At 71.3% G+C, this 23311-nt stretch carries 20 protein-coding genes; 10 read left to right on the top strand and 10 right to left on the bottom strand.

All coding sequences use genetic code 11. From position 1 onward, the window contains the following. Window positions 1-93: 93 nt before the first annotated feature. From ABZ098_RS19770 to ABZ098_RS19755, 4 genes are all read left to right on the top strand, one after another. Window positions 94-684: a DUF3090 domain-containing protein gene (locus tag ABZ098_RS19770; RefSeq protein WP_037715380.1), complete on the top strand. Its 591-nt coding sequence runs from the start codon at window positions 94-96 to the stop codon at window positions 682-684. Next, window positions 648-1460 carry an SCO1664 family protein gene (locus ABZ098_RS19765; protein WP_356592776.1) on the top strand — a complete coding sequence of 271 codons (813 nt, stop codon included), beginning with the start codon at window positions 648-650 and terminating at the stop codon, window positions 1458-1460. Before ABZ098_RS19770 ends, ABZ098_RS19765 begins: the two co-directional genes overlap by 37 nt. A 125-nt stretch (window positions 1461-1585) precedes the next feature. After that, complete coding sequence (gene mshC / locus ABZ098_RS19760) at window positions 1586-2815, top strand: cysteine--1-D-myo-inosityl 2-amino-2-deoxy-alpha-D-glucopyranoside ligase (RefSeq protein WP_356592774.1); 1230 nt, start codon at window positions 1586-1588, stop codon at window positions 2813-2815. A gap of 206 nt (window positions 2816-3021) precedes the next feature. After that, the gene (locus ABZ098_RS19755) at window positions 3022-3954 is read left to right on the top strand and encodes a superoxide dismutase (RefSeq protein ID WP_356592772.1); all 933 of its coding nucleotides are present in this window, start codon (window positions 3022-3024) and stop codon (window positions 3952-3954) included. A 41-nt stretch (window positions 3955-3995) separates the two neighbouring features. On the opposite strand, the gene ABZ098_RS19750 is transcribed toward ABZ098_RS19755, so the two are convergent. Then, window positions 3996-5012 carry a PAC2 family protein gene (locus ABZ098_RS19750; RefSeq protein ID WP_356592770.1) on the bottom strand — a complete coding sequence of 339 codons (1017 nt, stop codon included), beginning with the start codon at window positions 5010-5012 and terminating at the stop codon, window positions 3996-3998. 293 nt (window positions 5013-5305) lie between these two features. Between ABZ098_RS19750 and ABZ098_RS19745 the strand changes: the two genes are divergently transcribed. Further along, on the top strand, window positions 5306-7759 hold the full coding sequence (locus ABZ098_RS19745; RefSeq protein ID WP_356592768.1) for an NACHT domain-containing protein: 2454 nt from the start codon (window positions 5306-5308) through the stop codon (window positions 7757-7759). 1 nt (window position 7760) lies between these two features. Here the strand turns inward: ABZ098_RS19745 and ABZ098_RS19740 are convergent, their stop codons facing one another. Continuing rightward, window positions 7761-8432 (bottom strand): FadR/GntR family transcriptional regulator, encoded by a 672-nt coding sequence (locus ABZ098_RS19740; RefSeq protein WP_356592766.1) that lies wholly within the window; start codon window positions 8430-8432, stop codon window positions 7761-7763. A 351-nt stretch (window positions 8433-8783) separates the two neighbouring features. Here ABZ098_RS19740 and mtnA point away from each other — a divergent pair, with 351 nt between their 5' ends. Then, window positions 8784-9815, top strand: coding sequence for an S-methyl-5-thioribose-1-phosphate isomerase (mtnA, locus tag ABZ098_RS19735; RefSeq protein ID WP_356592764.1), 1032 nt, complete (start codon window positions 8784-8786; stop codon window positions 9813-9815). 55 nt (window positions 9816-9870) lie between these two features. On the opposite strand, the gene mtnB is transcribed toward mtnA, so the two are convergent. From mtnB to ABZ098_RS19720, 3 genes are read right to left on the bottom strand one after another with little or no spacing between them, the layout of a single operon-like run. Continuing rightward, window positions 9871-10479 (bottom strand): methylthioribulose 1-phosphate dehydratase, encoded by a 609-nt coding sequence (gene mtnB / locus ABZ098_RS19730; RefSeq protein WP_356592762.1) that lies wholly within the window; start codon window positions 10477-10479, stop codon window positions 9871-9873. Next, on the bottom strand, window positions 10476-11195 hold the full coding sequence (mtnC, locus tag ABZ098_RS19725) for an acireductone synthase (RefSeq protein WP_356592760.1): 720 nt from the start codon (window positions 11193-11195) through the stop codon (window positions 10476-10478). The genes mtnB and mtnC overlap by 4 nt, the downstream gene beginning before the upstream one ends. Beyond that, window positions 11192-11776: a cupin gene (locus tag ABZ098_RS19720; protein ID WP_356592758.1), complete on the bottom strand. Its 585-nt coding sequence runs from the start codon at window positions 11774-11776 to the stop codon at window positions 11192-11194. The genes mtnC and ABZ098_RS19720 overlap by 4 nt, the downstream gene beginning before the upstream one ends. 516 nt (window positions 11777-12292) lie before the next feature. On the opposite strand from ABZ098_RS19720, the gene ABZ098_RS19715 reads away from it, so the two are divergent. Genes ABZ098_RS19715 through mtnK form a run of 4 tightly spaced genes read left to right on the top strand, consistent with a single transcriptional unit; the run spans window position 12293 to window position 17148 of the window. Next, a complete protein-coding gene (locus tag ABZ098_RS19715; protein ID WP_356592756.1) occupies window positions 12293-13390 on the top strand; it encodes a substrate-binding domain-containing protein in 1098 nt (365 codons plus the stop codon). Further along, window positions 13377-14897 (top strand): sugar ABC transporter ATP-binding protein, encoded by a 1521-nt coding sequence (locus ABZ098_RS19710; RefSeq protein ID WP_356592754.1) that lies wholly within the window; start codon window positions 13377-13379, stop codon window positions 14895-14897. The genes ABZ098_RS19715 and ABZ098_RS19710 overlap by 14 nt, the downstream gene beginning before the upstream one ends. A 26-nt stretch (window positions 14898-14923) precedes the next feature. Beyond that, complete coding sequence (locus ABZ098_RS19705; RefSeq protein WP_356592753.1) at window positions 14924-15964, top strand: ABC transporter permease; 1041 nt, start codon at window positions 14924-14926, stop codon at window positions 15962-15964. An 11-nt stretch (window positions 15965-15975) separates the two neighbouring features. Next, complete coding sequence (gene mtnK, locus ABZ098_RS19700) at window positions 15976-17148, top strand: S-methyl-5-thioribose kinase (RefSeq protein ID WP_356592751.1); 1173 nt, start codon at window positions 15976-15978, stop codon at window positions 17146-17148. Here the strand turns inward: mtnK and ABZ098_RS19695 are convergent. The 5 genes from ABZ098_RS19695 to ABZ098_RS19675 form a co-directional block, all read right to left on the bottom strand. Continuing rightward, window positions 17137-17706 carry an SMI1/KNR4 family protein gene (locus ABZ098_RS19695; RefSeq protein ID WP_356592749.1) on the bottom strand — a complete coding sequence of 190 codons (570 nt, stop codon included), beginning with the start codon at window positions 17704-17706 and terminating at the stop codon, window positions 17137-17139. The genes mtnK and ABZ098_RS19695 overlap by 12 nt on opposite strands. Before the next feature lie 160 nt (window positions 17707-17866). Then, window positions 17867-19483, bottom strand: coding sequence for a glycerol-3-phosphate dehydrogenase/oxidase (locus ABZ098_RS19690; protein WP_356592747.1), 1617 nt, complete (start codon window positions 19481-19483; stop codon window positions 17867-17869). Window positions 19484-19536: 53 nt separating this feature from the next. Next, window positions 19537-21075, bottom strand: coding sequence for a glycerol kinase GlpK (glpK, locus tag ABZ098_RS19685; protein ID WP_356592745.1), 1539 nt, complete (start codon window positions 21073-21075; stop codon window positions 19537-19539). A gap of 84 nt (window positions 21076-21159) precedes the next feature. Further along, on the bottom strand, window positions 21160-21960 hold the full coding sequence (locus ABZ098_RS19680; protein ID WP_356592743.1) for an MIP/aquaporin family protein: 801 nt from the start codon (window positions 21958-21960) through the stop codon (window positions 21160-21162). A 322-nt stretch (window positions 21961-22282) separates the two neighbouring features. Further along, window positions 22283-23056, bottom strand: coding sequence for an IclR family transcriptional regulator (locus ABZ098_RS19675; RefSeq protein WP_356592741.1), 774 nt, complete (start codon window positions 23054-23056; stop codon window positions 22283-22285). Between the last annotated feature and the right edge of the window lie 255 nt (window positions 23057-23311).

Genomic DNA, 23311 nt, shown 5'->3' with positions numbered 1-23311 from the left:
TCGGGCGCAGTAGGGTGAAGCGGTTCACACAAGCGCGTTCACACATGGACGTTCCCGTCGTTCCCGTACTCACGAATCCAATGGAGACAGGACGTGTCCCGTCAGGTGTTCCTCTATGACCCACCGGACCGCTTCGTGGCCGGCACGGTCGGACTGCCCGGGCGCCGTACGTTCTTCCTCCAGGCCACGGCCGGCCCCCGTGTGACCAGCGTGGCTCTGGAGAAGACGCAGGTGGCCGCCCTGGCCGAGCGGATGGACGAACTCCTCGACGAGGTCGTGCGCCGCAGCGGAGGCAGTGCCTCCGTGCCGGCCGTGCCGCCCACCGAGATCGCCGACACCGCGCCCCTCGACACCCCCGTCGAGGAGGAGTTCCGGGTCGGCACCATGGCCCTCGCCTGGGACGGCGAGGAGCAGCGCATGATCGTCGAGGCGCAGGCCCTCGTGGAGCTGGAGGCCGAGTCCGAGGAGGACCTGGCCGAGGCCGAGGAGAGACTCCTCCAGGACGAGGAGAACGGACCCCCGATGCTGCGGGTCCGGCTCACCGGCGCGCAGGCCCGGGCCTTCGCCAAGCGCGCCCTGGACGTCGTCAACGCCGGGCGGCCGCCGTGCCCGCTGTGCAGCCTCCCGCTCGACCCGGAAGGACACGTATGTCCGCGCCAGAACGGATACCGCCGCGGAGCGTGACCACGGCCGAGCTGCTCGCCCGGGGTGAGCTGACGGTACGCGGGCAGATCCGGGACGCCTCCAACGCGGTGCTGCACTGCTCCGTCGCGTACGAGGGCCAGGAGGCTCTCTGCGTCTACAAGCCGGTCCGCGGCGAGCGGCCCCTGTGGGACTTCCCCGACGGCACCCTCGCCCAGCGCGAGGTCGCCGCGTACGAGGTGTCCGAGGCGACCGGCTGGGGTCTGGTGCCGCCCACCGTGCTGCGGGACGGGCCGTTCGGCGAGGGCATGTGCCAGCTGTGGATCGAGGGGGCGCCCGGCGGTGAGCTGCTCGCCCTGGTCGACGGCGAGGAGCCCGAGCCGGGCTGGAAGGCCATCGGCCTCGCCGAGGTCGGCGAGGGGAGGACGGCGCTGCTGGTGCACGCGGACGACGAGCGGCTGCGCAGGCTCGCCGTCCTCGACGCGGTGATCAACAACGCGGACCGCAAGGGCGGCCATCTGCTGCCCGCCGAGGACGGCCGTCTCTACGGCATCGACCACGGTGTGACCTTCAACGTCGAGAACAAGCTGCGGACCCTGCTGTGGGGCTGGGCGGGGGAGCCCCTGACGGGGGAGGCGGTCGACGTCCTGAAGGGCCTCAGGCAGGCACTGTCGGGCGAGCTGGCCGACCGGCTGGCCGCGCTGATCACCCCCGCCGAGCTCGACGCCACACGCGCGCGTGTCGACGCGCTGCTGGACTCCGGGAAGCACCCCGAACCGAGCGGCGAGTGGCCGGCGATCCCCTGGCCACCGGTTTAGCGGCCCACCGCACACGGGCCCGTGGGGCACCTCGCACATGGGCCCGTACCGCGCAAGAAGGCCTTACCGGCCATCCGGCCCGGTCCGGTTCGTATACGGAACATCAGTCCGGTTAGGCTCATGACATGCATGCCTGGCCCGCTTCCGAGGTCCCCGCCCTGCCTGGTCAGGGCCGCGACCTGAGGATCCACGACACCGCGACCGGCGGTCTGGTCTCCCTCGACCCCGGTCCCGTCGCCCGTATCTACGTCTGCGGCATCACGCCGTACGACGCCACCCACATGGGGCACGCGGCGACCTACAACGCGTTCGACCTCGTGCAGCGCGTGTGGCTCGACACCAAGCGCCAGGTTCACTACGTCCAGAACGTCACCGACATCGACGACCCGCTCCTGGAGCGCGCCGAGCGGGACGGCCTCGACTGGGCCGCCCTCGCCGAGAAAGAGACGGTCCTCTTCCGCGAGGACATGACCGCCCTGCGCATGCTGCCCCCGCAGCACTACATCGGCGCGGTGGAGGCGATACCCGGGATCGTGCCGCTCGTCGAGCGGCTTCGGGACGCCGGCGCCGCCTACGAGCTCGAAGGGGACGTCTACTTCTCCGTCGAGTCCGACCCGAACTTCGGCAAGGTCTCGAACCTCGACGCGGCCGCCATGCGGCTGCTGTCCGCCGAGCGCGGCGGCGACCCGGACCGTCCGGGCAAGAAGAACCCCCTCGACCCGATGCTGTGGATGGCCGCCCGCGAGGGCGAGCCCAGCTGGGACGGTGCCTCCCTGGGGCGCGGCCGCCCCGGCTGGCACATCGAGTGCGTGGCGATCGCCCTGGACCACCTCGGCATGACCTTCGACGTCCAGGGCGGCGGCTCGGACCTCGCTTTCCCGCACCACGAGATGGGCGCCTCGCACGCCCAGGTGCTGACCGGCGAGTTCCCCATGGCCAAGGCGTACGTCCACGCCGGCATGGTCGCCCTCGACGGCGAGAAGATGTCCAAGTCCAAGGGCAACCTGGTCTTCGTGTCGCAACTGCGGCGCGAGGGCGTCGACCCCGCCGCCATCCGCCTGGCGCTGCTCGCCCACCACTACCGGGCCGACTGGGAGTGGACCGACCAGGTCCTCCAGGACGCCGTGGACCGGCTGGGCCGCTGGCGTGCCGCCGTCTCCCGGCCCGACGGACCGCCCGCGGAGACGCTCGTCGAGGAGATCCGCGAGGCCCTCGCGAACGACCTCGACGCGCCCGCCGCACTGACCGCCGTCGACCGCTGGGCCGCCCTCCAGGAGGAGCAGGGGGGCACCGACATGGGGGCGCCCGGCGTGGTGTCCCGCGCGGTGGACGCGCTGCTCGGCGTGGCCCTGTAGAAGGACGGGACGAAGGGGTGCTTCCGCCGCGCGGCGGAAGCACCCCTTCCTGCCGCTCCGGCGCCGGACAATGCGATCCGTCCGGGAACTGATGTCACGTCACAAACCGGCCAACGGCTGTGGAGGCGGCCGTCATGTGATGGGGTGGGAGCCTCGCTTGACTGTTCGGCCGGCCGTGCGCCGGCCCCCTGGCGGAAGGACGCACCGTGGCACCCGCAGACCGTTCCTTCGCACGTCGCACACTCCTGACCACGACCGCCGCGCTGACCGGAGCGGCCCTGCTCGGCGGCACCGCGCACGCGGCCGGAACCCGGCACACCGCGTGGCCCGCGCGGTTCCCCCTGCCCGACGGCTTCCAGCCCGAGGGCATCACCATCGGCTCCGAGCCGTACGCCTGGTTCGGCTCCCTCGCCAACGGCGACGTCTACCGGGCGAGCCTGGCCACCGGCCGCGGCAAGGTCGTCGCCAAGGGCTCCGGGCGTCCGACCGTCGGCCTGAAGATCGACCGGCACGGCCGCAGACTCTTCCTCGCCGGCGGGGACAGCGGCGAGATCCGCATCGTCGACGCCCGCTCCGGCGAGACCGAGCACGTGTACGCCACCGGCGGCACCTTCGTGAACGACGTCATCCTCACCCCGGGCGCCGCCTGGTTCACCGACTCCTTCAAGCCGGTGCTCTACAAGCTGGCCAAGGGCGCGGTGACGACCGTACCGCTGACGGGGGACTGGCAGCAGGGACCCGACTTCACCGCCAACGGCATCGAGCGCACCCCCGACGGCAGCGCCCTGCTCGTGGTGAACGCCTACGCGAACGGCGGCGGCCTCATGCGGGTCGACCCGCGCACCGGCGCCGCCCGCGCCGTCGACCTGGGCGCGGCGAAACTCCCCAACGGCGACGGCCTGTTGCTGCTCGGGCGGATCCTGTACGCCGTCCAGCAGCAGCAGAACGCGATCGACGTGTTCCGGCTGAACGACTCCGGTACCCGCGGCACCGCGCTCACCCGCATCACCGACCCGCGCTTCCGCATCCCGACGACGGTCGCCGCCTGGGGGAAGCGGCTCTACCTGCCCAACGCGCGCTTCGACGTGGAGCCCACACCCACCACCGAGTACGACGCGGTGGCGGTGGACCGGATCTGAAAGACCGGGGGGGGCGGTGCGTGCGCACCGCCCTCATCCGCTCAGTCCTCCGGCGACGAGTCCTCGTCGTCCGTCCCCGGTTCCCGCTCCGGTCCGGTCTCCGCCTCCGGCCGCGGCGGCTTGGGAGGCTTCGTACGACCACCGGGGGTGTCCCGCAGATAGGTGGAACTGTCGCTCCCGTCCGCGGTCGCGTGTCCGCCCGGCTGGCCCGGCTGGCCGCCGTCCCGGCGCCGCAGATACCGCTCGAACTCCCGGGCGATCGCCTCGCCCGAGGCCTCCGGCAGCTCCGCGGTGTCCCGGGCCTCCTCCAGCGTCTGGACGTACTCCGCCACCTCGCTGTCCTCGGCGGCCAGTTGGTCCACGCCCACCTGCCAGGCCCGCGCGTCCTCGGCCAGCTCGCCCAGCGGGATCCGCACGTCGATCAGGTCCTCCAGACGGTTCAGGAGGGCCAGCGTCGCCTTCGGGTTCGGCGGCTGCGACACATAGTGCGGAACGGCCGCCCACAGCGACACCGCGGGCACGCCCGCGTGGGTGCAGGCCTCCTGGAGGATGCCGACGATCCCCGTGGGGCCCTCGTACTTGGTCTCCTCCAGGTCCATCCGCTGCGCCAGGTCCGGATCCGACGTGGTCCCGCTGATCGGGACCGGACGGGTGTGCGGGGTGTCGCCGAGCAGGGCGCCCAGGATCACCACCAGCTCAACGCCCAGTTCGTGGGCGAAACCCAGCAACTCGTTGCAGAACGAGCGCCATCGCATCGACGGTTCGATGCCCCGGACGAGCACGAGATCGCGCGGCTTCTCGCCGCCCACGCGGACCACCGACAGCCTCGTCGTCGGCCACGTGATCTTGCGCACTCCGCCGTCCAGCCACACCGTGGGGCGGTTCACCTGGAAGTCGTAGTAGTCCTCGGCGTCCAGCGCCGCGAACACCTCGCCCTTCCACTCCTTGTCCAGATGCGCGACCGCGGTGGAGGCGGCGTCGCCGGCGTCGTTCCAGCCCTCGAACGCGGCCACCATGACCGGGTCGATCAGCTCGGGAACCCCCTCGAGCTCGATCACCCAGCGCCTCCTTCCGACGTGCCCTCGCTTAACGCACCAACCTTACGGCGTCCGGCGGGGGCGCCCGCAGCCCCCTTGCACGGGGCGTGAACGATCACTGCCCCGTTCGCCACCCCCGAACACCCCCGGCGACCTCGGCTCGCGATCACCGCCGCCGAACCCCTCGTACCGGACACCGTGCCCGCCTGCCGCGGAAGAGCTCGATGTCCCCCTGACCACACCGTTTCACCCACTCGTGTGGAGCGGCGCCCAACGGCCGCCCGCCGCCGCTGCCGTACGGAACTCTTCGTCGGGTGAGCGAAGTTGTCCCGAGGTCGCGCGTGCGGCGCGCCGGAATCATCTATCTGACCCTGCTGGCCGCGGGCACCCTGGGCGCGCTGCTGCTCGCCCCGCGCCTCGACGACCCGGCGACCGTGCTCGCCGCGCTGCTGCCGACCTGGGCCGGGGCCTATCTGGCGTGGAGCAGCTACCGGGCCGAGCGGGCCGAGGCCGCCGCCGGGCAGACCCCGGAGGCCGTCGCCGACCGGCTCGCCGCCGCCGTACGGCACGAGTGGGAGGGGGAGGCGGAGGTACGGCGGCTGGCGGAGCCGTATCCGCTGCCCGTCGGCTGGCGGGACGCCGGTCCCGATCTGGCCGAGACACCCGGCCCCGACCCGCGCGGCGGCCGGGGGGAGATCACCGGCGTCCTCGCCGCGGGAGTACCCACCCGGCTGCTGGTGCTCGGCGACCCGGGCGCGGGCAAGACCCTGTTCCTCGTACGGCTCCTGCTCGCGCTGATCGAGCGTCGGCGGGCCGGCGAACCGGTGCCCGTCCTGTTCCCGTTGGCCTCCTGGAACCCCACGGCGCTGGACCTGCGCGACTGGATGGAGCGCAGGCTGGTGCAGGACCACGCGGACCTGGCCGCGCCCGCGCCCGAACCGTACGGACGGCTCACCCTCGCCCGCATGCTGCTGGACCGGCGGCTGATCCTTCCGGTGCTCGACGGGTTCGACGAACTCCCCGCGGACGTCGCCGCGACGGCACTGCACCGCATCGCCCGGGCGCTGCCGCCGGGGCGCGAGCTGGTCCTGTCGAGCCGTCCCGCCGAGTACCGGGCGGCGCTGCGGCCGCGCACCGGAGTCCCCGCGCGGCTCGCGGGGCTGGCCGGCATCCACCTCGAACCCCTGGACCGCGACGACGTCGCCGCCTATCTCCTGCACGACGCCGGCGGCCCCCGCGCCCCGGCCGCACGCCGCTGGAACCCGGTGATCCGGGCGCTGCGGACGGACACCCCCGTGGCCCGGGCACTGACCAGCCCGCTGATGGTGTCCCTGGCACGCACCGTGTACAACCCGCGGCCGGACGACGGATACGACGTGCTGCCCGACCCGGCCGACCTGGTGTGGCTGCGCGACCGGACCGCCGTGGAGCACCACCTCCTCGACGCCTTCGTCGACGCCGCCTACCGTCCGCACCCGCGCCGGAGCGGCCACTGGCCGACGGCACAGGCACGCCGCGCGCTCGGGTTCCTCGCCCGGCACATGGAACGCGGGCACGACGGCGCCGCGGAGGTCGCCTGGTGGAAACTGCGCCACGCCGTGCCGGCCGTGCTGCCCAAGATCCTCGCCGGCGTGCTCCTCGGGGTGGTGGCCTGGTTGTTCGAGGGCTCGGTCATGGCGCTGACCGGCCACTTCACCGCGCAGGGGATGTCGGCCGACTGGGAGCAGCGCGGCGGCCTCGGCGTCGTGGCCGCGGGCATCTGCGGCGGGCTGGTGTGCGCTCTCGCGGCCGGAGCGGCGATCACGCTGCTGTGCGTGCCGGCCGCCCCACCGGGGAGCCTCCCCGAACTCCTGTTCAGCCGGCTGGCCGACACCGGGGCGCTCGCCCTGGTCGGCCTGATCATCTCCGGGTTCGCCTTCGGAGTCCGGCCGCGGCTGCGGCGCCCCTCACGCTGGGACCGCCGCGCCCTGCTGACCGGCGCCCTCGCCGCCCTCTGCTACGTGGCCGCCTTCGGCAACGCGTGCGGGATCGTCAGCGCCCTCCTCTACGGCGTGACAGCCGCCGTGATCGGCACGGACGGGGTGCCCGCGGACCCGGTCCGTCCCGTGGCCCGGCTGCGCTGGCACTGGAGCACCGCGGGGGTCGGCCGGGGACTGCTGGTCGGGGCCCTGCTGGGCGCGAGCATCGTCCTGGAGGGGCTGGTCGCGTACGCGCTCCTGGGGCCCTCGGGCGTGGAGAACATCGCGCCCGCCGACCCGGTCGAGGCCTGCGAGGCCGGCGCCCAGCTCGCGGCCGTGTTCGCCGTGTCCTGCCTGCTGGTGCACGGCCTGCGGACCGTCCCCGTCGACCTCGCCGCCCATGTCGACGAACGTGCCCTGCTCGCCAACGACCGGCGCACCCTCGGCGTCTGCGTCCTGACCTCGGCCGTCGTCGGCGCCGTGGTGATCGGCGCCCAGGGCTGGTGTGCGGCGCTGTGGGGGTCGACACGGGTGTGGGGCGCGCAGTCCACCGGCGGCTACCCGTGGATGTTCGTCGTCGGACTGATCCCCGCCCTGCTGACCGGGCTCGCCGTCGGCATCCGGCAGGCGGCCTGGGGCCACTACGCGGTCGCCCGCTGCTATCTCGCCCTGCGGCGGGGACTTCCGTACGACCTCATGGGCTTCCTCGCCGACGCCCATGACCGGGGTGTGCTGCGCCGGGTGGGCGCCGTCCACCAGTTCCGGCATGTCGCCCTCCAGCACCGGCTGGCGGAGCCCGGGCCCGAGTGACTCACAGGGTGGAGCGCAGCCACTGCTCGACGCTCGCGATGTGCACCGTCGCCCACGAGCGGGCCGCCTCGCCGTCCCGGTCGCGCAGGGCCGCCAGGATCGCGCGGTGCTCGTGCAGGGTGCGGCTGACCGCGTCCTCCTGGGTCAGGCCGCGCCAGATCCGGGCCCGGGTGGTGGGCCCGGACAGGCCGTCCAGGAGGGAGCAGAGCACGGAGTTGCCGGAGCTCTGCACGATCCCGCGGTGGAAGTCGAGATCGCAGGCGACCAGTTCCTCCACCGACGGGCTGTCGCCGAGCCTGTCCAACTGGGCGCTCAAAGCGTCCAGTTGCTGCTCGCTGATCCGGGAGGCGGCCAGCGCGGTGGCGGCCGGCTCCAGGATGCGGCGCACGGCCAGGAACTCCAGGACCGTGTCGTCGCGGTGGAAGTCGACGACGAAGCTCAGTGCCTCCAGCAGGAGTTGGGGGTCCAGACTGGTCACGTACGTGCCGTCGCCCTGCCGCACGTCCAGGATGCGGATCAGCGACAGGGCCCGCACGGCCTCGCGCAGCGAGTTGCGGGACAGCCCCAGCTCGGAGGCGAGTTCGCTCTCCTTGGGGAGCCGGTCGCCGGGGCGCAGCGCGCCGGAGACGATCATGCCCTTGATCTTCTCGATCGCCTCGTCGGTGACAGCCATGTCCGGCCTCCTTCTCGCCTCACTGCGCTGAGACGTCGGATGTCTCAGCCCATTATGGAGGCCGACCGGACGTACGCCTCGGGATCCGCGATCACCGCCCGTTCCAGGAGTCCGCCGTATGCCGGCTCGACCAGGGTTCGTGCAGCGGCCGCAGATGCCGGGCGGCACACCGGCTGAAGTCAGGAAACGGCGCTCGGTCAGCAGCACGGGTTTCCTCCTTCGTCTCGATCCGCGGACCGGGTGCCGGACTTCACCACCCGTTTCCAGACAGCTGCTCGACTGTCTCGAACTATGGTTCGCCCAGGTCATGTACGGTGGCGAGACCCACCGGAACATCAGGAGTGTCCCGAAATGCCCCAGGAACTGCGCGCCGTCGAATGGACCGGATCCGGCCTCGCGCTCATCGACCAGACGCTGCTGCCGCACCGCACCGAGACGGTGGATGTCCGCGATGTGGACACTCTGGTAGATGCGATCCAGCGCCTCGTGGTGCGGGGCGCGCCCGCGATCGGCGCGGCAGGGGGTTATGGGGTCGCCCTCGCGCTGATCGAGGGGGAGCGCGAGGGCTGGTCGCAGGCCGAGGTGCGCGCGGCCGTCGCCCGTGTCCGCGAGGCCCGCCCCACCGCCGTCAACCTCATGGTGTGCGTGGACCGGGTGATGACCCGCTTCGAGGAGGGGCTCGACGCGGTGCTGGAGGAGGCTGCCGCGGTCCAGCGCGAGGACGTCGAGGCGAACCGGGCGATGGGCGCCTTCGGAGCCGACTGGCTGCTCGAAAAGGCGGGCCCGGAACGGCCGTTGAGGATCCTGACGCACTGCAACACCGGGGCACTGGCGACCGCCGGTTGGGGCACGGCCCTCGGCGTGATCCGTGAACTCCACGCGCGCGGGCGCCTGGAGGTCGTCTACGCCGACGAGACGCGTCCCCTTCTCCAGGGATCCCGGCTCACCGCCTGGGAGTTGGTCCAGGAGGGCATCCCGCACTACGTCCAGGCGGACGGGGCCGCAGCGGGCACGATCCTGCGCGGCGAGGTGGACGCGGCGATCGTCGGCGCCGACCGCATCGCGGCCAACGGCGACACCGCGAACAAGGTGGGCACGGTGGGCGTCGCCCTCGCCTGCGCCGACGCGGGCATCCCCTTCCTGGTCGCGGCACCGACCACGACGGTCGACCTCTCGACCAGGACGGGCGACGACATCCACATCGAACTCCGGGGCGAGTCCGAGGTGTTGGAGTGGTCCGGGGTGCGGACGGCTCCGGCCCAGTCGCGGGGGCACAACCCGGCGTTCGACGTGACACCGGGCCGCTTGGTGACCGGCCTGGTGACCGAGCGGGGCGTGCTGGAGATCTCGGCGGGCGAACTCCCGGGCGACCGGCTGAAGTAGCCGCCCAGTACAGACAAAGAGGGGATCCCCTGCCCGGGGATCCCCTCTCGCCGCCTCAGCGGCCCGTGAGCTCCAACTCCAGCAGCCATTCCACCACTTCGGTGTGATGCCGGGCCTGACGCGGGTCCGCGCCCCACACGTACAGGCCGTGCCCGGCCACGACCACCGCCGGCATCCGCGGGTTCCGCGCCTCCTCAAGACGGTCCCCGAGCACCTTCATGTCCTGGCTGTTGGCGATGACCGGCAGGATCACCTCGACGTCGTGCGCGGGCTGGCCGACGCCCTTGAGCATCTCCAGGTCGCTGAAGACGATGCCGCCCGGCTCACGCCTCCCCATCGCCACCGAGGCGACGGTGTGCACGTGGACCACGGCACCGGCTCCGGTGAGCGCGGCCACGCGGGCGTGCAGCTCGGCCTCCGCGGACGGCTTCCCGCCCTGTACGGCCGCCCCCTGGCCGTCCACCAACACCACGTCCGCGGGCGTCAGTTCACCCTTGTCGTGCCCACTGGCGGTGACGGCGAGCAGCAGCGGCTCACGGGAGAGCACCACGGAGAGGTTCCCTGACGTGCCCCGCATCCAGCCGAACGAGGCGAAGCGGGCGGACTCGGCGGCGAGCACCGCCCCCGCCTCCTCCAGGTCGAGTGCGCTGATGTCGGCGGTCACGAAGTGCTCCTTGAAACGGTGATCTCGTCGAACGTCCCCGCCGCGGCGTGGTCGCCGACACCTTGCTCGTAGTACGGCTCCCCGGGCCGCCGTACCCCGACGGCGTGCCAGCCGGCCTCGCGGGCCGCGTCCAGCTCGCCGGGGCGGTCGGAGAGGAACAGCAGGCGGCCCGGCGCGACGCCGGTCGCCGAGGCGATGCGGCGGTACGACTCCGCCTCCTGCTTGGGCCCGGCGTTCTCGGTGTCGTAGAACCCGCAGACCAGTGAAGTGAGGTCGCCTTCCGGGCTGTTGGTGAACCACGCCCGCTGCGCGGCGACCGACCCGGACGAGTAGACGTGGAGCCGTACGCCCGCCTCGTGCCAGGCGCGCAACCGCGGTACGACGTCGTCGTAGAAGTGCGAGACGAGGTCACCGCGGGCGAAGCCCTCGGACCAGATGAGGCCCTGGAGGGTCTTCAGCGGGGTTGCCTTGCGGTCCTCGTCGAGCCAGGCGTTCAGGGCCTTCTCGACGCGTACGGTGTCGGCGTCCGGGTCGCCGATCTCCTCGCGCACCTGGGCCACGGCCCGTGCCACCTCGGGGTCCTCGGACCGCTCGGTGAGCAGCGCGGCGAACCGCGCGCGGGAGTACGGGTAGAGCACGTCGACGACGAAGCCCGTGGCGCTCGTGGTGCCCTCGATGTCGAGCACCACGGCGTCGACGTCGTAGTACGGGCTCACGCGTGGTACCCGGCGGCGATCGTGTCGTAGTCCGGGAAGCGGGAGGCGATGGTGGAGCCGGTGAAGTTGCCGATCCAGCCGTCCTCTTCGTGGAAGAAGCGGATCGCGGTGAAGGAGGGGTTGGTGCCCATGTCGAACCAGTGGGTGGTGCCGCGCGGCACGCCGAGCAGGTCGCCCTTCTCGCAGAGGACCGCGTGCACCTCGCCGTTCACGTGCAGGTAGAAGATCCCGGAGCCGGAGACGAAGAAGCGGACCTCGTCATCGTCGTCGTGGGTGTGCTCCTGGAGGAACTTCTCGCGGGCCGCCTTGGCCTTCGCCGGGAACTCCGGGTCGTCGCTGGGGTGCAGACCGAGGACGTCGACCGTCGTGAACCCCTCCTCGGCGTTCAGCTTGTCGATCTCGGGGCCGTAGGCGGCGAACACGGTCTCGCTGTCGGCGTCGAACGGGACGTCCTCGCGGACCGGCCACTGCTCGTAGCGCACACCGATCGGCTTCAGTGCCTCGGCGATCTCGGCGGGGTCCGAGGTGCGGCGGACCAGGGTCTCGGGGCCGGACTCGGACCAAGTGGTCAGCAGCGTCATGGGAGCAACTCCAGGGCTCTGGAAGGGAAGTCCGGATACCGAGACAAGCACCGGACGGGCGGGGGAGGAAGAGGGGCGGTGAGGGGCGAGCGGCAGTGGTCGGTCAGCCTCGACACAGCGCGCGGCAACAGCGGCGCATGCAGGGCATGTGCGTCGCTTTCGCGCCAGCTGTCGTCATCAGGGCCTCACTGTGCCGGGTCGGGTGCCGGTCCTGCGATGGTAACTCCGGCCGTGACCTGGGCCGGGTGTGACGTAGTCGTTGTCTCATGTGGTGAGAAAGCGGTTCCAGATCTTTGACGTGTGGCTGAAATCGTTCTCATGATCTGCGTATGAAGACGCTGCTGCTCGTGCGGCGGCTGTACGTGGACTTGCTCCGGTCGACCACAGCCAGCTGTCGCTGACCCCTTCCGGAGCCCCGGCCTGCCCGCCCCCTGTTGCGGTGGCGCATCCCTTTCCCCTGCTCCGGGCCAAGCACCCCCTTCATCCCCTCGCACCACCCCGCACCTGGAGCCCCTCATGTCCCGCAGCCGTCTGCCCCTCGCCGCGCTCTCCCTCGCGTCCGTCTCCGCCCTCGTGCTCTCCGGCTGCTCGCAGTCCACGGACGCGTCCAAGAACACCGGCGACACCGCCGCCTCCGCCTCCGCCGCCACCGGCAAGAAGCCGGCCCCCTTCAGCGCGGGCTCCGTCAAGGTGGCCCTGGTCCGGCAGAGCGGCGCCGGCGACTACTTCGAGCAGTGGGGCAACGGCGCCAAGGCCCAGGCCAAGGCCCTCGGCATCGACCTGACCGTGTACGACGCCCAGGCCGACAACGCCAAGCAGGCCACCGACCTGTCCTCGGCGATCAACTCCGGCGCCAAGGCGATCATCATCGACCACGGCTTCCCGGCGACGATCCAGCCGGAGATCGACAAGGCCGTGAAGAAGGGCATCAAGGTCGTCGTCTACGACGTCGAGACCCCCACCAAGGGCGTGGTCAGCACCGAGCAGGACGACGCCAGCATGGCCCAGGCCGTCCTCGACGTGATGTCCAAGGACCTCGGCAAGAACGCCAAGGTCGGCTACGTCAACGTCGCCGGATACGCCGCCCTCGACAAGCGGAACACCGTCTGGGCGAAGGAACTCGCCGCGCAGGGCTGGAAGCAGCAGTTCAAGGTAGGCAAGGTCACCGACTCCACCGCCACCGACAACGTCCCGCTCGTCTCCGCCGCGCTCACCCAGCACTCCGACGTGACCGGCGTCTTCGCGCCCTACGACGAGCTCGCCAAGGGCACCGTCCTCGCCGTCCAGAACAAGAAGCTCCAGGACAAGGTGAAGGTCTTCGGCGCGGACGTCTCCAACGCCGACATCCAGCAGATGACCGCAGCCGGCAGCCCCTGGGTCGCCACGGCGGGCACCGACCCGTCCGCGGTCGGCGCCGCCGTCGTCCGTACGACCGCCCTGGAGCTGGCCGGTCAGCTGAACAAGTCCTCGGTGGAGTTCCCGGCCGTGGCCATCACCCAGGACTTCCTGCGCGCCAAGAAGATCGAGAACATGGACCAGCTGCGGGCGGCCCTTCCCGCGCTGAACCTGTCCCAGGTCTCGACCGCGGACTGGATCTCGAATGTCGCCCACTGAACCGGCGGTCGCCCTCCGCGAGGTCAGCATGGCCTTCGGCGGCAAGACGGTCCTGGAGTCTGTCTCCCTCGACATCGCCCCGGGCAGCGTGGTCGCGCTGCTCGGCGCGAACGGCGCCGGCAAGTCCACGCTGATCAAGATCCTGTCGGGCGTGCACACCGGCCACGGGGGAGTGGTGCGGGTCGCCGGGGAGCCCGCTGCCCTCCAGTCCCCGCTCGCCGCCCGCCAGTTGGGCATCCAGACCGTGCACCAGCGCATCGGCGAGGGCATCGTCCCGGGTCTCTCGGTCGCCGAGAACCTGGTCTTCGAGGAGCTGGCCCAGGCGCGCGGCAACCCGTTCCTCAACGGCGGCAAGCTGCTGGCGCGCGCCCGCGAGATCCAGGCGGGCCTCGGCCTCGACTGGAGCGACACGGTCCTCAGACGGGACGTCACCGAACTCGGCATCTCCGACCGCCAGTTGCTCATCCTCGCCCGCGCCCTGGCCACCCGCCCCCGGCTGCTGATCCTCGACGAACCGACCTCGGCCCTGTCCGCCGCCGAGGCCGAACGGCTCTTCGCGCTCGTGGAGAGGATGCGCGACGACGGCATCGCCGTCCTCTACGTCTCCCACCGCCTCGGCGAGATCGACGCCCTCGCCGACCGCCTGGTCGTCCTGCGGGACGGCCGTCTCACCGAGGACCAGACCAAGCCCTTCGACTGGGACAGCGCCCTGCGCGCGATGCTCGCCCAGGCGCAGGAGGCGACGACGGCACGGCCGGTCGCTCACGGGGACGGGACCGGTGACGTGATCCTCTCCCTCAGGGGCGTCCGCCTCTTCGAGGGCCGCGCCCCCCTCGACCTCGATCTCCGCACCGGCGAAGTCACCGGCGTCGTAGGCCTGTTGGGAGCCGGCAAGACCGAGCTGGCCCGCGGCCTGTTCGGCGCCGAGCCCTTCGCGACCGGCTCCGTCGAGCTGGACGGGAAGCCGTACCGGCCGAAGCGGCCCTCCGACGCCATCCGCGGCGGCATCCACCTGGTCCCCGAGGACCGGCACGCCGACGCGCTGGTCCCCGGCTGGTCGCTGGCCCAGAACGTCTCGCTGCCGTTCCTGAGGTCCCTCTCGAAGGCCGGACTGGTCCAGCGCTCGAAGGAGGACGCCCTCGGCCGCGACACCATCGAGGCCCTCGGTGTCGTGGCCCGCGACGAGCACAGCACGGTGGAGGAGCTGTCCGGCGGCAACCAGCAGAAGGTCGTCGTCGGCCGCTGGCTCGCCGAGACACCCCGCGTCCTCATCCTGGACGAACCGTTCCGAGGCGTGGACATCGGCGCCCGTCGGGACATCGGCCGCCGCGCCAGGACCCTCGCCGCCGAGGGTGCCGCCGTCCTCGTGCTGTCCGCCGACGTCGACGAGGTCCTGGAGATCGCCGACCGGGTCGTCGTGCTCGCCGCCGGTGAGATCCACCTCGACGCGTACGGCGAGGACGCGGAACGCGACCGCGTCATCCAGACCATCTCGGCGTCCGTGTGACCCCGGCCCACTTGAGGTAGTTCGCCATGACCACAACCCAGAGCGCCCCGGTGAAGACGGCGACCCCGTCCACCGCGGGCACGGCCGTCCGCGTCCAGAACGCCGTCATCAAGTACGGCTTCATCTTCGTCACGGTCGCCCTCTTCCTGTACTTCGCGCTGAGCGAGGGCTCCTTCCGCGAGTCGGCGACCCTCCTCGACACCCTCCGCTACGTCTCCGTCGCCGCGATCCTCGGCCTCGGCGTCACCCTCACCATGGCCGTCGGCGGAATGGACATGTCCGTCGGCGCGGTCGCCGGCCTCGGAGTCTCGGTCGCCGCCCAGACCATGGTCGTCTTCAACCAGGTCGGCACGGTCGCGATCATCGCGGTCCTCGCGGCGGGCGCCCTCGCGGGCCTGCTCAACGCGCTCCTGATCGTCGTACTGAAGATCCCCGACATGCTCGCCACCCTCGGCACCATGTTCGTCATCCAGGGCAGCAAGCTGATCCTGGTCGACGGCCAGTCGATCACTCCGGGCATGACGATGGACGACGGTTCCACCGCCCCCGGCAAGTTCACCGCGGGCTTCCTGAAGATCGACCGCGGCACGGTCCTCGGCATCCCCATCTCGGTCCTCGTCTTCGGGGGCCTGACCGTCGCCGCCTGGGTCTTCCTGGCCCGCACCCGCTGGGGCCGCGTGCTCTACGCGATCGGCGCCAACCCCGAGGCGTCCAGGCTGGCGGGCATCCGGGTGGGCGCGTACCGGGCGCTGGCCTACGTCCTGTCCGGCGTGCTCGCCTCCATCGGCGGCCTGATCCTCGCGTCCCGTATCGGCCAGGGCGATGTCTCCGCCGGTACCTCCCAGCTCCTGGAGGCGGTGGCCGTGGCACTGGTCGGCACCTCCGTGCTGGGCCGGGGGCGCCCGAACGTCTGGGGCACGGCCCTCGGCGCGGTGCTCATCGGCATCATCACCACCGGCCTGACCATCAAGGGCCTGCCGTACTACACCCAGGACGTGGTCGAGGGCGCCGTCCTCATCCTCGCCCTGGTCTTCAGCTTCACGTTGTCCAAGCGCCGCACCGCATAGGGGAGTTCACGATGGGTTACCGCATCCTGGAGACCGAGGACATCCCGGCGTACCTGCGCGAGCGCGGCCACTGGGACGGCGGGAGCGAGCCGGAGGTCCGCGAGGTCTCCGACGGCAACATGAACCGGGTCTTCCTCGCCACCTCGGCCGACGGCACCCGCAGCCTCGCCGTCAAGCAGGCGCTGCCCTGGGTGCGGGTGGCGGGGCCCTCCTGGCCGATGAACCCGGACCGCGCCGACGCCGAGGCCCGCGCCTACGAGCAGATCGCGAAGGTCGCCCCCGACAAGATCCCGGCGATCCACGGCTACGACCCCGAGAACCACGCGCTCGTCATGGAGGACATGTCGGACCTGGAGGTCCTGCGCACCCTCCTCAACGAGGGAGCGTCGTACGGCCCCCACACCTCGGCGCGCGTCGGTGAACTGGTCGCGCAACTCTCCTTCGCCACCAGCGACTTCGGCATGCCGTCCGCCGAGCGCAAGGCCCTGATCGCCGCCTCGGTCAGCCCGGAGCTGTGCAAGATCACCGAGGACGTGGTCCTCTCCGAGCCGTACGTCGAGCACGAGCACAACCACTGGCACGAGGGCGTGGACGACCTGGCGGTGTCCTTCCGTGCGGACACCGAACTCCGCACCGAGGTCGCCGACCTCAGGCACCGCTTCATGACCAGCGCCCAGGCCCTCCTGCACGGCGACCTCCACACCGGCAGCATCATGGTCGGCGAACGCGAAGGCGCCCCCGTGGTCCGGGTGTTCGACCCCGAGTTCTCCTTCGTCGGACCCATCGGCTTCGACCTCGGCCTCTACTGGGCCAACGCCCTGGTCTCGGAGGAACGGGCCCGCGCACTCGGCACGTCGAGCGACCACGCCGACCAACTCGGCCTGTCCTGGGAGGCGTTCGAGACGGAGTTCCGCCGCCTGTGGCCGACCCGGGTGGACACCTTCTTCGACGACGCCTACCTGGACCGCTTCCTGCGCCAGGTCTGGACGGAGTCCCTGGGCTACGCGGGCACCGAGATCATCCGCCGCATCATCGGCTTCGCCCACCTCACCGACCTCACGACCCTCCCGGACCCGGTACCGGCGTCCCGGCGGGCACTGCTGCTCGGCCGCGAACTCATCCTGCGCCGCGAGGAGTTGCGGTCCCCTGACGCCGTCCGCGAGGCCGTGACCTCACTCGGCTGACACGGCGTCGAACCACTCCTTGCCGGCGGCCCAGTGCCGCACCCAGCCGGCGAAACCGGGCTCGGAGCTCGTGTACCCGAACTCCGAGCCGAAGGGCAGGGCGCCCACGTCGGTGACGTGCCATATGTGTCCCCGATGGGGGCCCGTGACGACGAGATGCCAGTTCATCGCGCACCCGTCGGTGCCGAGCACGATCGAACCGTGGTGGAGCACCTGGTCGATGACGGCGTCGGGGTCCTCGTACGGGCCCTCGTCCTCCTCCCAGAGCCAGCGCTCGGTCAGCGGGAACGGCTTGCCCAGGTCCCGGTCCGCTCCGTCGCCGCCCCAGTCCCCGGGCAACTCGGCCAGCCCCACGAGCCCGTACTCCGGCGGACCCTGGAACGAACCGTCGGAGATCTCCGCGACGAACGTCCGGTACGGCTCCGGCAGCACCACCTTGTGCTCCGCCTCGAAGGCCCGGACCGCCTCCCATCCGAGGGCCGAGGCACCCCCGTCGTCCACCCCGAACGCCTCCCGCAGCGCGGCGAGGTCCTCGGGGGCGGCGTGATCATTGTTCATGCGTGCCATGAAAGCACCCCGCACCGACAACGGGGCATGCGAAAGGGGGCGGCTCCGTCGGCGGGGAGCCGCCCCCTTTCGCATGCCGGCCCCCTAGGGGAGAGGGGCCGTTCTCGGAACGCCGGTCCGGGTCGGGGAGGGACGGGGACCGGGCCGAGGGCTACTTCTTGTCGAGCAGGTCCTGGACCTTCGCGCGGACCTCGTCCGTGGCCAGACCCCGGATCGTCAGCGTCGTACGGCGGCGCAGCACGTCGTCCGGCGTCTCGGCCCACTCGTTGTCCCGGGCGTACACGACCTGCGCCCAGATCTCCGGGGCGTCCGGGTGGACCCGCTCGCCCAGCTCGGGGTTCTCGTTGGCCAGGCGCGCGATGTCGAAGGCGAGGGAGCCGTAGTGGGTCGCCAGGTGCTTCGCCGTGTCGGCGGCCATCCGCGGACCGGGCGCCGGATTGTCCACCAGCAGGCGGTGCGCGACCGCGCGCGGGTTGGCGACACCGGGCAGCGGGAGCCGCTTCGGCAGCGAGGAGATGGGCTCGAAGTCGTCACCGAGCGGAGCGCCCGGCAGCGCCTCCAGCTTCTGCATGACCGTACGGCCGATGTGCCGGAAGGTCGTCCACTTGCCGCCCGCGACGGACAGCATGCCGCCCCGGCCCTCCGTGACCACGGTCTCGCGCTTGGCCTTGGCGGTGTCACCGGGACCGCCCGGCAGCACCCGGAGCCCCGCGAAGGAGTACGTGATCAGGTCACGGGAGAGCTGCTGGTCGCGGACGGAGAACGCGGCCTCGTCGAGTATCTGGGCGGTGTCCTTCTCGGTCACCGTGACATCCGCCGGGTCGCCCTCGAACTCCTCGTCCGTGGTGCCCAGCAGGAGCATGTCCTCCCACGGCAGCGCGAAGGTGATCCGGTACTTGTCGATCGGGGTCGCGAGCGCGGCCCGCCACGGCGCGGTCCGCTTGAGGACCAGGTGCGCGCCCTTGGACAGGCGGATGGACGGTGCCGCGTTCGGGTCCTCCATCTTGCGCAGGTGGTCCACCCACGGCCCGGTCGCGTTGAGCACGAGCCGGGCGTTCACGCCGAACTCGTCGCCGGACTGCCGGTCGCGCAGATCCGCGCCGGTCACCCGGCCCCTGGTGAACCTGAGGCCGGTCACCTCGGCGTGGTTGAGGACGACCGCGCCCGCCTCGACGGCCGCGCGGACCGTCATCAGCGCCATGCGCGCGTCGTTCATCTGGTCGTCGCCGTACACGGCCACGGCCTTGAGGTTGTCGGTGCGCAGCTCGGGCACGTCCCGCGCCGCCCTGGCGGGGGACAGGAGGTGGCCGACGCCGTCGCCGAACGCCGAGAGCGCGGAGTAGGCGAAGACGCCCGCCCCGAGCTTCGCGGCGCCGTGCGGCCCGCCCTTGTACACGGGGAGGTAGAAGGTGAGCGGGTTCGCCAGGTGGGGTGCCACCTGGCGGGAGACCGCACGGCGCTCGAAGTGGTTCTCCGCGACCAGCCTCACCGCGCCGGTCTGCAGATAGCGCAGACCGCCGTGGAGCAGCTTGGAGGAGGCGGAGGAGGTGGCGCCGGCGAAGTCGCCGGCGTCGACCAGAGCCACCCTGAGGCCGGACTGCGCGGCGTGCCAGGCGGTGGAGATGCCCAGGATGCCGCCGCCGATCACGAGAAGGTCGTACGACGCCTTGGAGAGCTGCTCCCGGGTCTCGGCGCGGCTCGGAAGGGAGCCGGAGGCCGGGCGCGTACCGAGGGCAGGCACGGACTGCAGGGTGGACTGACTGGTCATGTGGGGTTCTTACTCCTCTTCAGAGCCGGCTGGGCCTCTCTACGGGCCGTCGCTCAGCTCTCGTCCTCGAGCCAGCCCATGGTCCGCTCGACGGCCTTGAGCCAGCTCTTGTACTCACGGTCGCGGGTGTCCGCGTCCATGCGGGGGGTCCACTCGGCGGCCCGGCGCCAGTTGGCGCGCAGGTCGTCGGTGCTGGTCCAGAAGCCGACGGCGAGACCGGCGGCGTAGGCGGCGCCGAGGCAGGTGGTCTCGGCGACCATCGGGCGCACCACGGGGGCGTCCAGGAAGTCCGAGAGGGTCTGCATCAGCAGGTTGTTGGAGGTCATGCCGCCGTCGACCTTGAGGGCCGCGAGCTCGACGCCCGAGTCCTTGGTCATGGCGTCCGTGATCTCACGGGTCTGCCAGGCGGTGGCCTCCAGAACGGCACGCGCCAGGTGCGCCTTGGTGACGTACCGGGTCAGGCCGGCGATCACACCGCGGGCGTCGGAGCGCCAGTACGGGGCGAACAGACCGGAGAAGGCCGGCACGAAGTAGGCCCCGCCGTTGTCCTCGACGGAGAGCGCGAGCGTCTCGATCTCGGCGGCGGTGGAGATCAGGCCCATCTGGTCGCGCATCCACTGCACCAGCGAACCGGTGACGGCGATGGAGCCCTCGAGGGCGTAGACCGGCTTCTGGTCACCGATGCGGTAGCCGACGGTGGTCAGCAGCCCGGAGTACGAGTTGATGATCTTCTCGCCGGTGTTCAGCAGCATGAAGGTGCCGGTGCCGTACGTCGACTTGGCCTCGCCCTCGGCGAAACAGGTCTGGCCGAACAGGGCCGCCTGCTGGTCACCGAGCGCCGAGGCGACCGGGATCCCGCCGAGCAGGTCGCCCAGCCTGCCGCCGGTGACCTCGCCGTAGACCTCGGCGGAGGAGCGGATCTCGGGGAGCATCGCCAGCGGCACGCCGATGGACTCGGCGATCTTCTCGTCCCACTCCAGCGTGTGGAGGTTCATCAGCATGGTGCGGGAGGCGTTGGTGACGTCGGTGTAGTGCTTGCCGCCGTCGACACCACCGGTCAGGTTCCAGATGACCCAGGTGTCCATGGTGCCGAAGAGGATGTCGCCGCGCTCGGCGCGCTCGCGCAGGCCCTCGACGTTGTCGAGCAGCCAGCGGGCCTTCGGGCCGGCGAAGTAGGAGGCCAGCGGCAGGCCGGTCTCGCGGCGGAAGCGGTCCTGGCCGACGTTGCGGCCGAGCTCCTTGCACAGGGCGTCGGTGCGGGTGTCCTGCCAGACGATGGCGTTGTGGACGGGCTCACCGGTGTTCTTGTCCCACAGCAGCGTCGTCTCGCGCTGGTTGGTGATGCCGATGGCCTTGATGTCGTCGCGGGTGATGCCGGCCTTCTGGATGGCTCCGGCGACGACCTCCTGGACATTGGTCCAGATCTCGTTGGCGTCGTGCTCGACCCAGCCCGGCTTCGGGAAGATCTGCTCGTGCTCCTTCTGGTCGACCGAAACGATACGGCCGTCACGGTCGAAGACGATGCAGCGGCTGGAGGTGGTGCCCTGGTCGATGGCGGCGATGAAGGGGCCGGCGGTGTGGGCGTCGGTCACTGTGTGCTCCCGGGGTTCCATGAGTAAGGGGGACTGTCTACGACTGATCTACGACAGCTTTGCTGTACGACCGCTTCGGATGTTCTAAGCGAAAGCGATGTTGTAGATGCCTGCGGCGATCGCCCCGCCGATCAGCGGACCGACGATCGGGACCCAGGCGTAGCTCCAGTCGGAGCCGCCCTTGTTGGGCAGGGGGAGGAGGGCGTGCACGATACGCGGACCGAGGTCACGGGCCGGGTTGATCGCGTAGCCGGTCGGGCCACCGAGGGACAGGCCGATGGAGACCACGACGAGTGCGGTGATCAGGGCGCCCAGGGTGCCCAGGCCCTTGCCGTCGCCGTTGAGACCCTGCGTGAGGACGGCCAGCACCAGCACGATCGTGCCGATGACCTCCGTGGCGACGTTCTGCCAGGCGACCCGGACCTCGGGGCCGGTGGAGAAGACGCCCAGCACCGGTCCCGCGCCCTTCTCCTGCGCCTCGACGGCCTTGGCGGTGGTGGCCTGCGCACCCGGGGCACCGACGATCTCCCTGTCGGTGAGGTGCGCGTGGAACTGCCCGTAGTAGGCGACCCAGACCAGCGCCGCACCGATCATGGCGCCGAGCAGCTGCCCGCCCCAGTAGATCGGGACGTCGCCCCAGGAGATGCCGTCCTTCTTGAGCGCGAGCGCCAGCGTCACGGCCGGGTTGAGGTGGGCGCCCGAGAGCGGCGCCGAGGTGTAGACAGCCGTCAGAACGGCGAAACCCCACCCGAAGGTGATGGCGAGCCAGCCGGCGTTGCGGGCCTTGGAGGCCTTCAGCGTGACGGCGGCGCACACGCCACCGCCGAGCAGGATGAGTATGGCGGTACCGATGGTCTCGCCGATGAAGATGTCGGAGCTGGACACCCGCGACTCCTTTGTCCTTCGTCCAGGGGACCGAACCCCGGGTCCCTCCGGAGGTTCGAGCTGCCCTCGGGGTGAGAGCGATGCCGGCCCGTGGCGTTGTCACACTCTAGCGCGTATTGCCGGTAGGTGTTCGACAATGCCGACCGATGGACGGGAGTCTTGCCCCGGGGTTACATGCACGTCAAGGGTTCTGTAGTCGAAAACACGATCGTTATTCATAACTGTGAGTCAACGATCTTGTTCGGGTGATTTGTGCCATTGCGTCGGGGTACGACCGAGGGCCGGCACGTCATTCGACGTACCGGCCCTGTCCCTACGCCTGTCAGAACCGCCCGGCACCCAGGTCCCGCGAGACCGCGCGGGCGCAGTCCCGCACCGCCGCGATCAGCTCGGGGCGCAGCGCGCCCTCCTCGTCGGACCGGCACAGCCGCTCCACGGCACCCGTGATGCCGACCGCGCCGACCGGCATGCGCCGCCGGTCGTGGATGGGCGCGGCGATGGACGCGACGCCCTCCCAGGTCTCCTCGACATCGGCCGCGTACCCACGCGCGCGTGTGAGGTCGAGGATCTGCTCGAACTCCGCCAGGTCGCACACGGTCCGGTCGGTGAACGCCTTGCGGTCGCTCTCCAGCGCCTCGCTGTGCGCCACCGGGTCGTACGCCGAGAGCACCTTGCCGAGCGCCGTGCAGTGCAGGGGCTGCATGGCCCCGATCTCCAGCACCTGACGGCTGTCGTCGGGCCGGAAGACGTGGTGCACGATCAGCACGCCCTGCTGGTGCAGCACGCCCAGATGCACGCTCTCCCCGCTGGAGCGGGCCAGGTCGTCCGTCCACACGAGGGCACGCGCGCGCAGCTCGTGCACGTCCAGATAGGTGGTGCCCAGACGCAGCAGCTCGGCACCCAACTGGTAGCGCCCGGAGGCGTCGTCCTGCTCCACGAACCCCTCCGCCTGGAGGGTGCGCAGGATGCCGTGCGCGGTGCCCTTGGCCAGGTCCAGGGACGAGGCGATGTCCGACAGGCCGAGTCTCCGCTCGCCGCCCGCGAGGAGCCGCAGCATCGCGGCCGCCCGTTCGAGCGACTGGATGTTCCGTGCCATCGCCGTTCTGCCTCCGTCCCCTTCGACAGCCGACCGTTGACGGCGTCGCTGCCACTGTTACGGCTTTACTGTCGCCGTTCGGCAATGTCGAACACTACCGGTCGATGCCGACCTCCCGCTAATGGTCGGTCGGCATCTGTTGCGTCACTGGTATCCGGCCGGTGACCTGCCCGCCACCTTCGTCCGCCCCGTGGACGTGCCGACCATCCTCCAGGGGACCCGGCTACCCTGGCGTGGTGCGCCCGGCGTGGGACG

Origin of the sequence: Streptomyces sp. NPDC006335, from assembly GCF_040612795.1 — a bacterium.
In the GTDB taxonomy this organism is placed as follows: Bacteria; Actinomycetota; Actinomycetes; order Streptomycetales; family Streptomycetaceae; genus Streptomyces.
The sequence above is the reverse complement of the archived record's forward strand: the minus strand, read 5'-3'. Positions and strand labels throughout refer to the sequence as shown.